The organism is Paraburkholderia elongata, assembly GCF_013177735.1.
Taxonomy (GTDB): Bacteria; Pseudomonadota; Gammaproteobacteria; order Burkholderiales; family Burkholderiaceae; genus Paraburkholderia; species Paraburkholderia elongata.
In genome coordinates, this window is the sequence record NZ_WOEZ01000130.1 from 1 (window position 1) to 8,155 (window position 8,155).

An 8,155-nucleotide genomic window follows, 5' to 3' on the forward strand; every position below is an offset into this window, starting at 1 on the left:
AACAATCATGGGGTCGCCGCCGTTGGCACGACGAGCAGATACAAGCGCCACCTCCCCGGCGCGCGGATGAAAGCGATAGTAGATGCAAACCTCCTGGTGATATGTGGCAGTATGTTGCCCATTCGAAACTTTGTTCTCGAGAGAACATGGACCATATCGATCGCGCGGGCGGACGGTTCGTCACCGTGTTGCCCCGCAATCGCCTCGAAGACGCCGAGTTCCGCCAGTGGATCCAGACCAACACCCCGGACTGGACCTGTGTGTGGGACCGGCCCAATCCGCGCCACAGCGACGGGCCGCGCGACTGCTGGTATGTCTTTCGCGCGCCGCTACTGTCGGCCGAAGCCTGGCCCGTAGTATGGGTGTGGAGTCCGTTGCTGACCCTGCGCCAGGAGGCCCGGCGACGCAGGAACATCGCCGCGGCCATTGAAGAGTTCCAGCAGTTACGCGCGCGGCTGGCAGGCTCGAAGACGCGGCTGCGTGGCGCTGCCGAGATTGACCTGCAGATCAAGGTGATTCTCGAGAAGCACCACGTCGCCCGCTATCTGAAGGTCCGGCGTACCGTGCGCGAAGAACACAAGTACAGGCAGACGCGGCGGGGTCGCCCGGGACCCGAGACTGCTTACCGCAAGATCACCAGGCGGCGCTTTGACATCGAGTGGACGACCGACGAACAGGCCATCGCTTACGATCACAGCAGCGATGGAATGTATCCTCTGGTTACAAACGATCGCAGTCTGTCACCGGCCCAGGTGCTGGAAGCCCACAAGGGTCAGCCGATGATCGAGAAGCGCTTCGAACAGGTCAAGACCGTACATGAGATCGCACCGGTGTTCCTGAAGGATGAGGGCCGCATCGAGGCTTTCTTCACGCTGTACTTCCTCGCTCTGCTCGTGCAGGCGCTCATTGAACGCGAGCTGCGCCTTGCCATGAAGCGCGAGAATATCGACGAACTGCCTCTTTATCCCGAGCAGCGTCAGTGCGCACGCCCCACGACCGAACAGATCCTGCGCCTGTTCAGCCTCGCCGAACGTCACCGGCTGATCGATGGTGCACACACTGTGCAGGTCTTCGACGTTCCCCTCACGGAATTGCAGCGTCAGCTGCTCAGGCTACTCGGCGTCCCGGAAGACGTCTTTCGCCCGCCGGACTAGCGACGAAATTCGCGCCAAATTGTGTCCTCGACGTGCGGAATGTAAGTCGGGACGTCAGCACCCTCCCTGAAAGATAGACGGATAGACGCTCCGCCGCGCCCCTACTTCCGAGGCTCCGTCCGGGCGTGGGGCGACCCGGGGGCCTTACGCGCGCTGACCGGCCACGTCGATGCAGCGAAGGCCGTTGCTGGCAGGCAACCAACACCTTTTTGTACGCGCCGCCGTCAATCGTCCTCCGCAGCGTAATACTGTGCGGCCGCCTCGAGCGTGCGCTGCTGCTCGGGGCGCACATAGGTCGACGTCGTCTGCAGCGACGCGTGGCCGAGAATCGCCTGCACCACGTCGACCGGCATGTCGCGCGCGACCGCGCGCGTGCCGAAGGTCGTCATGAGCAAGCAGCGGCCGGTGCGCGTCGAACGCGCTCTTCGGCTCCTTGCCAAAACGGCCATTGAAATCAGCGATGAAGTCGTAGAGCAAACTGAAGATGTCATCTTGAACTGATCCTAACGTGTCGCGTACCGCGGCGCGTGACGAAGGCGCTGACCGTCCGGTGCGACCGAGTGATCTATCTGCTGGCTAATACGCCAGCGATCGATTTTCTGATCCACCAGGACCTGGACGTGTTCGAGTATCCGGATGGGCGCATCGAGATCCGGGTCAATGGCGCTGCCCTGCCCTGTGTGCCGTACGACCGGCTCTCGGAGATTGACTCTCCGCTGTCAGGAAGGACATTCTGGAGTGAGCGAGTCTGATATCAGCTCTGCCACCGGCGATGAACAGCAACTCCAGCCGCTACATGCGCCGTCGGCATATCGCAAAGCCTTTCCGTAGACTGCAACGCGATCGGTCACAGGCTTCTGGATTCGTTCCCGCACATACCCAGGCATCATCTCCCCGTATGCCCCTGCCCGGCTGCCAACGATCCAGTCAACGGACTGCAGTCAATAGCCCAGAGATTGCCGTTTTCATCGAGTTCCGTGCTCGACTGATTTCACATTTCGATGCGTGTGCGATACCTTGAGCAGATCGTCAAGGGTATGCGTGTAACGACAGAATCGGAGAAAGCTGCACGACGCGTTTTGATCTCCCGAATAGCGAAACTACGCTGGTGTTTCTGGCATGGCAAACGAGAGCAAGCCATGGACCGGATGCAGGGGATCTTGATCATTTGCCGCGTGATCATTCCCGAGACACCGGGCGTTGCAGAAAGCCGCGCGCAACTTGATTACCGGACCAGAGAGCTTGTTGAATATGTCGAAGCGAAAGGCGGATCGACGATCAACCACGGGGCGCGACATCGTCAGCGCAAACCTGTTTCGACTGCGACGGCGGAGTCAGCGGTCAACCAGGTGATCAATCAGCGTATGTGCAAGCGACAGCAGATGCGTTGGTCACCGAAAGGGGTCCACCTACTCGCCCAGGCGCGATGTGCTTTGATCAACGTTGACCTCGCCGAAAGGCTTGCGAGGTACAAAAGGCCGAAGCCACCGCTATCGAGCGAGGCCGCGGAATTTATCAAGCTGTTCGAGCGAACATCGAACGCAATACCCCTAAGTTTTTAACACTCCCCCTAAGCACCGTGTTCGTCGCACCACTGGATCGCCCAGCGCTGTGCCGCCTCGAACGCGTCAGCGTCGGATGGATAGTCACCGAGGTCACCCGAGTACTTTACCTCGACGGCTTCGCCACCGGCCGTGAGGCGCCGATAGAACTTTGCGCGACCGTAGTAGCGACCACCTTCATCAAGAGGCGACGCGTCGATGTGGAATCCCTTGTAGTCGAATTGCATGACCGCCCCCGAAAAAATGCTCTATTCGTCGTCGCGTTGAGCAAGCTGCAGGTTCCCACTCGCGTCTCGGCCGAGGCTCACGAGCTTGTTTCTGTAGTCACAGGCAGGACAGAGGAAAAAGAATCCGTGGTCATCGACTTCCGGCGCGACCCGATCGAAGTCGTACCGGGCATCGCAGTTTCGGCAGGTCCACATGTCGGCCTCCGTCGGTATCCTGGAGAAATCCTAGCATGACCGACCGAGCGCCGTGCAACTGGAGGCACACCGTGAAACGACTACATCGCATCGATGCGGCGCTCCCATCGCGTTACCCGGCGTTCGGTGCTTGCGGTGCATTTATCTTTCAACGAGCACTGTTGGCACTGCGAGCTCCAGTAGCGCTAACTTCAGGCTGCGTTCGGTTGTCTTGTAGCGCCATATGAGACGCTCACCCGCCGGACATCGATACTCGTTCTTCTCAGCATCGTAGCTAAAATCCTCTTTGCTGAAGCGGTCGTCAGCGGTCGCGCCCGAGGCTTTCGTCTTAGGAACAAACGCCGTGATGCCCGCCTCGTGGCATGCGAGTATCTCCTCGCTCTCGTAATAGCCTCGGTCGGCAACTGCCGTGAGTTTATCGACGCCCATTTCCGTACGCGCCAGCTTGGCCACCGACGTGAGTTGGCCTCGACCAATTCCATTGTTGGTGACCGGGTGCGCGACAATCAGATGGTGCTTTGCATCGACCGCTATCTGGACGTTGTAGCCGACGACTCCGGTTCCGCGTGTCTTCATCGAACGCGCGTCCGGGTCCATGACAAGTAAACCGGCCCGCTTTCGATGGTGCGCTGGTGAGTCGAGCAGATTCCCGCCCGCACGTTAAGTGGTCAAAGTTGGCCGACTCCCGAAGTTCGACATCAATCGATGGCGAGCCGGCACAGCCTCGAACTTCCGCAGCCGCCCCCTCACCGGACCTTCGCCTCGCAAGAAATCAGCCACTCGCGGACCGGCTGGAAGCGGTGCTCGGGCTGAGTGTTAGCACGTTTGCCTGTACTGGAAACGCGAACAGCTCAACTTTTTCCGCACCTCGCCGATATACCGCTCGAACGCACCGTTGAGTTGGACAGACGGGACACTTGCTGGAGCGGCGAGTGAACAAGGACAGTTTCCTGCGAAACGCCGCTCGCCGAATGGGCGAGCGGCGCCGGGCACGCTTCGAAGACCACCCTTCCCGATCGAAGAGTCTTCCAGGCCATAGCGCGGATGCCAGCACGACGAGGAAGGCAGCCACAGGAACCATCGTCGACCCCCATGTAAAGCCCATCAGGTTGTCAGCTGCGAGCATGGGCCAAACCGCAATCCCCCAATTCAGGTGCCTCAGGAGGGCACGCTTCACGATCATGAAACGAATCTACGCCACATTCCTCGCTGCACTGCTGATCGCTACGCTTGCGCCGGAGTGCCAGGGACAGTACACCACCGACTGGGTGGCGAACACATCTGGAACCAACGCTACCCGCGTGGGTAGCGTCGCACGTTCCATGTGGATAGCGCCCGAGGGCGTCATCTACACGGCTTCCATGTGGGACGAAAACGAAGGTGGTGTCGCGATATACCAGAACGGCCGAAGCCTGGGGTCCATAGGAGGTCACGCCGACTTTCAGGGCTCGGCCATTACGGGAAATGCAACTTCGATTTTCGCCGCGCTGCAATTTAATACCACTTACGGCAGCGGCACGGTGGGGCGGTACAACCGAACCACTCAAACTCGCGACTTTCTCATCCCGGTCAGCGCGACAACGACTGAGCAGCGGGTTGATGTAATCACGGGACTCGCGACGTCGGGCTCGCTCCTTTATGCGAGCGACTCTCCTGGAAATCGCGTCCGCGTCTACACCACCGACGGCGTCTGGCGGCAGGATATCGCCGTCTCAAGCCCTGGCGCGCTCGCGGTGGACAGCGCAGGAAACATCTGGGTTGCGCAGAAGAGCGCGGGCGCGATCCTCGAATTCAATCCGGCCGGCGTGCTCGTGAGCACCATCCAGATGTCCGTCGCCTCTCGACCGTCATCGCTGTATTTCGATTCGTCGACCGGGTGTCTCATGATCGGCGACGAGGGCCCCGACATGAACATCAAGATCTATAGCATTTTGGGCATTCCATTTCTGGTCAGTACATTTGGCATTCAGGGGGGATATCTCGATACGACAACGGCAATCAAAGGCCAGGTTGGCGACAAGCGTTTTACCCGCGTCACCGGCATCGGCAAAGACGCCGCCGGCAACGTGTACGTGCTCAACAACCCGTGGGGCGGAAGCTGGGACCTCGGCCGCGACGGCGGCACCGACATTCACTCCTACGACAGTTCTGGCCACCTGCAATGGAAGCTTCAGTCTCTCAACTTCGAGGGGGTCGCGGCTCCGGACCCGGGTACTGATGGCGCGTACTTCTATGGAGGCACCAACATCTACACCGGCACCGCTGGGGGAACCTTCGTAGCGAACACTGTCGATCCGATCGACTATCCATCCGACCCACGCATCAACATCAACGATCGCTCACGGGATAAGCACTTCGGTCAACTTGCCACCGTCGGCGCCAACCGGATCCTCGTGGCGTCCGGTCAGAATCCCGATACTTTCTACTTCTTCCACTTCAATGCTGTGAATGGCTACATCGCCATACCGGACGCCACACTTCCAGGTCCGGCGTTCAATACGACCGCACCGGTCAGGGACGGATTCTGCCTCGACAGCAAAGGGGACGTCTGGGCCGGTTTGGACAAGACGAATGCCATCTGGCACTATCCGATGACCGGCTTCGATGCCAACGGTCAGCCGAGCTGGGGAGCAGGAATTGCAACGCCCATTCCGGGCACGATCACGCCATTGACGCGGATCATCTACCTGCCGGAAAGCGACACGATGATCCTGGCACAGGGAGTTGTCGGTAGCACGGACTGGACGTCAATCGGAACGCGGATCGAGGTGTATCACGGCTGGCTCGCAGGCAACACGACCGTTCCCAATCCGGTGATCAACCTCACCAGCGCCAATCCCAAGTCGATCACGGCGGCCGGCAACTATCTCTTCGTCGGATACGTACACACCGTGCCCAACATCGATGCCTTCAATCTGACCACAGGCAGCCTGGACAGCACGTTGATCAACAGCAACCCCAACACCGTGTACGTCGGCAATGACGTGGATTCGATGTACGGCCTTAGATCGTACCGTCGGTCGACCGGGGAGTACGTGATCACGAAGGACAACTACAACGGGACCAGCGTCATCATTTATCGTTGGACACCCTGATCGACAGTGCTCGTCGCGCCTACGCCCCCCGGCGAGTGCCTCACGTCATGTCGACTTATCGACATTGTTTCTTTCCACAGGCAGCGTTCACCCGGAAAATCAGGCACAGCCTTTTGAGATGCTTCGAAAGTCTGAAATCTTTAGTCGCCTGATACGCATACACTGCCGTTCTTGCTTTCCTGTTGGTCACGCAGAGCGGCCTGTTCGCCTCCGGCGCCGGTTATCGGCGGCGTCCTGGCAGTTGGCAAGGCGATTTTCAGAGCGCAAATTTCCGGATCTTGAGCCCCCCAACCCGCGCGATCGTCGCCAGCAACAACATTCAGGGCCTTCAGGATGACCGGCTCCTCCTTTCTGTACCTGACGCGGCTTCCCCATCGGCGCGCCCCGTCCGGGGCGGATTACGGCGGACCCCTGCCGCAGAGGGCGTGGTAACGGGCCGGCGCGCAATGGGCTACGGCTCTTGCTCGCCCTCCTGAAAGGCTGGAGCGGTCTGCCCGGGATTCATCGACTTCACGACTTCCTCGGCAAACCTCTGTAATGACGAAATCGGCCCGCACACGCTGTGATAGGTCTCGCGACCGATCTGCGCGTCCAGCAGGACCTGCATGCCAGCCTTTCTGGCCATCTCGATCAGGTTCACGTCTGTCTCCGGAATACCGCTGTTGCCCGGCCGGCCCAAGTCGAGCATGTCAGCCTCAGCATCGGGCTACCACGACACCAGCGTAGCGGAGTATCTGAACTGTCAGTACGTCAAATAAAGGCCACACGCAAGGCCAGTTCACGCATTTGCTGGCCGCTGCTCGTGTAGCACCCGCGCTGCCGCCGCGGGAGCACAAGCACGGTGAGACGACGAGGACATCGGTTGCCAGTGCGGCGTCCGTGCTTGACTGCGCCTCTCTTGCCGGCACGAACGGCGACACCTTGTTCCGCCCGGTGGCCTTGTCGTTGTACAGTGCCTCGTCAGCGGCTTTGATTACACCGATCACGTTGCCGTCCGTCTCCGGCGACCCGCTCGCAGCACCGATTACTCGCGGTGACGCGTCCTTACTCGCTGCCCGGGTGCTCGATTGCCAGTTCGCTGATCGCTGCGCAAATCTTTTCCGCGATCCTCAATTCGCCTGCCGGCGGGGTATCGGGCAGTACGACGACAAACTCCTTGCCGCCATTGCGCGCCGCGCTGACCCGGGTCCGCCGGATATTCTCGCCAATGCATCGCGCAACGGCGGCCAGCGCGTCGTCGCCCGCCTGATGTCCGTACGTGTCGTTGTAGGCCTTGAACCGGTCGATGTCGACAAAGAGCAGCGAAAACATACTGCGCGTGCGGCGGGCGCGGCGCCACTCCTGATCGAGGATTTCGCCCAGCGTGCGACGGTGATTCAGTCCGGTGAGACCGTCCGCTCGCGCGCGTAGCTCCAGTTCCGATTCCGCCACGCATCCGGCACCGCAGCTGAGCGCCCAGCACGAACGAAACATCGAAAAAACGGCGTTTCCTGGCGCAGCGGCGTTCTTAGAGGCCAGTTCAAAAAGGTTGCTCCGTACGCCTGAAGATGTTCCAGCAGACAAGGGCGCAACCGAGTTTCAAGAACGCTTCGTGAATGTCAGCTCGACGATCGAAGCGAATGCGAAGACGACGGAAGTTGTGGAGCCACGAGTGAGTCCGTTCAACCACCCAGCGGAATTTCCCCAGGCCGCTGCCATGTTCAGTGCGACGCTTCGCGATCACCGGCTTGATGCCGCGCTCGCGAAGTCGCTGACGATGCGGGTCGGAATCGTAGCCACGATCGGCATAGACGACCTTGGGCTTCTGAAGCGGCCGGCCGCGCACGCCACGAATCGGCGGGATCGCGTCAACAAGCGGCAGCAGTTGGGTGACGTCGTTGCGGTTCGCGCCGGTCAGGATCGCGCTGATGTGAACGCCGTTT

Annotated in this window: 7 protein-coding genes and 3 pseudogenes; 4 read left to right on the plus strand and 6 right to left on the minus strand. The window is 60.3% G+C overall.

Annotated elements, in window-relative coordinates:
* Window positions 1–101 precede the first annotated feature (101 nt).
* Entirely contained in the window at window positions 102–1,154 is a 1,053-nt protein-coding gene (locus GNZ13_RS24485) for an IS1634 family transposase (protein ID WP_456238731.1), read from the plus strand.
* Between the two features lie 224 nt (window positions 1,155–1,378).
* Here the strand turns inward: GNZ13_RS24485 and GNZ13_RS24490 are convergent, their stop codons facing one another.
* On the minus strand, window positions 1,379–1,543 hold the full coding sequence (locus tag GNZ13_RS24490; RefSeq protein ID WP_268959186.1) for a tyrosine-type recombinase/integrase: 165 nt from the start codon (window positions 1,541–1,543) through the stop codon (window positions 1,379–1,381).
* Between the two features lie 171 nt (window positions 1,544–1,714).
* On the opposite strand from GNZ13_RS24490, the gene GNZ13_RS24495 reads away from it, so the two are divergent.
* Window positions 1,715–1,906, plus strand: a complete 192-nt coding sequence (locus GNZ13_RS24495) for a hypothetical protein (protein WP_216675000.1) — start codon at window positions 1,715–1,717, stop codon at window positions 1,904–1,906.
* 168 nt (window positions 1,907–2,074) lie between these two features.
* Window positions 2,075–2,617, plus strand: a pseudogene (locus tag GNZ13_RS24500) (ISKra4-like element ISBte2 family transposase); the annotation flags it as partial.
* A 107-nt stretch (window positions 2,618–2,724) separates the two neighbouring features.
* Here GNZ13_RS24500 and GNZ13_RS24505 read toward each other — a convergent pair.
* Both GNZ13_RS24505 and GNZ13_RS24510 read right to left on the minus strand, forming a co-directional pair.
* Window positions 2,725–2,943, minus strand: coding sequence for a hypothetical protein (locus GNZ13_RS24505; protein ID WP_172169005.1), 219 nt, complete (start codon window positions 2,941–2,943; stop codon window positions 2,725–2,727).
* 296 nt (window positions 2,944–3,239) lie between these two features.
* Window positions 3,240–3,732, minus strand: a pseudogene (locus GNZ13_RS24510) (IS5/IS1182 family transposase); the annotation flags it as partial.
* Window positions 3,733–4,319: 587 nt separating this feature from the next.
* On the opposite strand from GNZ13_RS24510, the gene GNZ13_RS24515 reads away from it, so the two are divergent.
* Window positions 4,320–6,233, plus strand: coding sequence for an SMP-30/gluconolactonase/LRE family protein (locus GNZ13_RS24515; RefSeq protein ID WP_172169010.1), 1,914 nt, complete (start codon window positions 4,320–4,322; stop codon window positions 6,231–6,233).
* A 451-nt stretch (window positions 6,234–6,684) separates the two neighbouring features.
* On the opposite strand, the gene GNZ13_RS24520 is transcribed toward GNZ13_RS24515, so the two are convergent.
* The 3 genes and pseudogenes from GNZ13_RS24520 to GNZ13_RS24530 form a co-directional block, all read right to left on the minus strand.
* The gene (locus GNZ13_RS24520; RefSeq protein ID WP_216675001.1) at window positions 6,685–6,921 is read right to left on the minus strand and encodes a hypothetical protein; all 237 of its coding nucleotides are present in this window, start codon (window positions 6,919–6,921) and stop codon (window positions 6,685–6,687) included.
* A gap of 214 nt (window positions 6,922–7,135) precedes the next feature.
* Window positions 7,136–7,713: pseudogene (locus GNZ13_RS24525) on the minus strand (diguanylate cyclase); the annotation flags it as partial.
* A gap of 39 nt (window positions 7,714–7,752) precedes the next feature.
* The coding region (locus tag GNZ13_RS24530) for an IS5 family transposase (protein ID WP_172169007.1) at window positions 7,753–8,155 on the minus strand (403 nt) is incomplete at its 5' end.

Coding starts and splice junctions, on each gene's coding strand:
- GNZ13_RS24515 (WP_172169010.1), top strand. CDS start 4,320: ATGAAACGAATCTACGCCACATTCCTCGCTGCACTGCTGATCGCTACG.
- GNZ13_RS24520 (WP_216675001.1), bottom strand. CDS start 6,921: ATGCTCGACTTGGGCCGGCCGGGCAACAGCGGTATTCCGGAGACAGAC.
- GNZ13_RS24505 (WP_172169005.1), bottom strand. CDS start 2,943: ATGCAATTCGACTACAAGGGATTCCACATCGACGCGTCGCCTCTTGAT.
- GNZ13_RS24485 (WP_456238731.1), top strand. CDS start 102: ATGTGGCAGTATGTTGCCCATTCGAAACTTTGTTCTCGAGAGAACATG.
- GNZ13_RS24490 (WP_268959186.1), bottom strand. CDS start 1,543: ATGACGACCTTCGGCACGCGCGCGGTCGCGCGCGACATGCCGGTCGAC.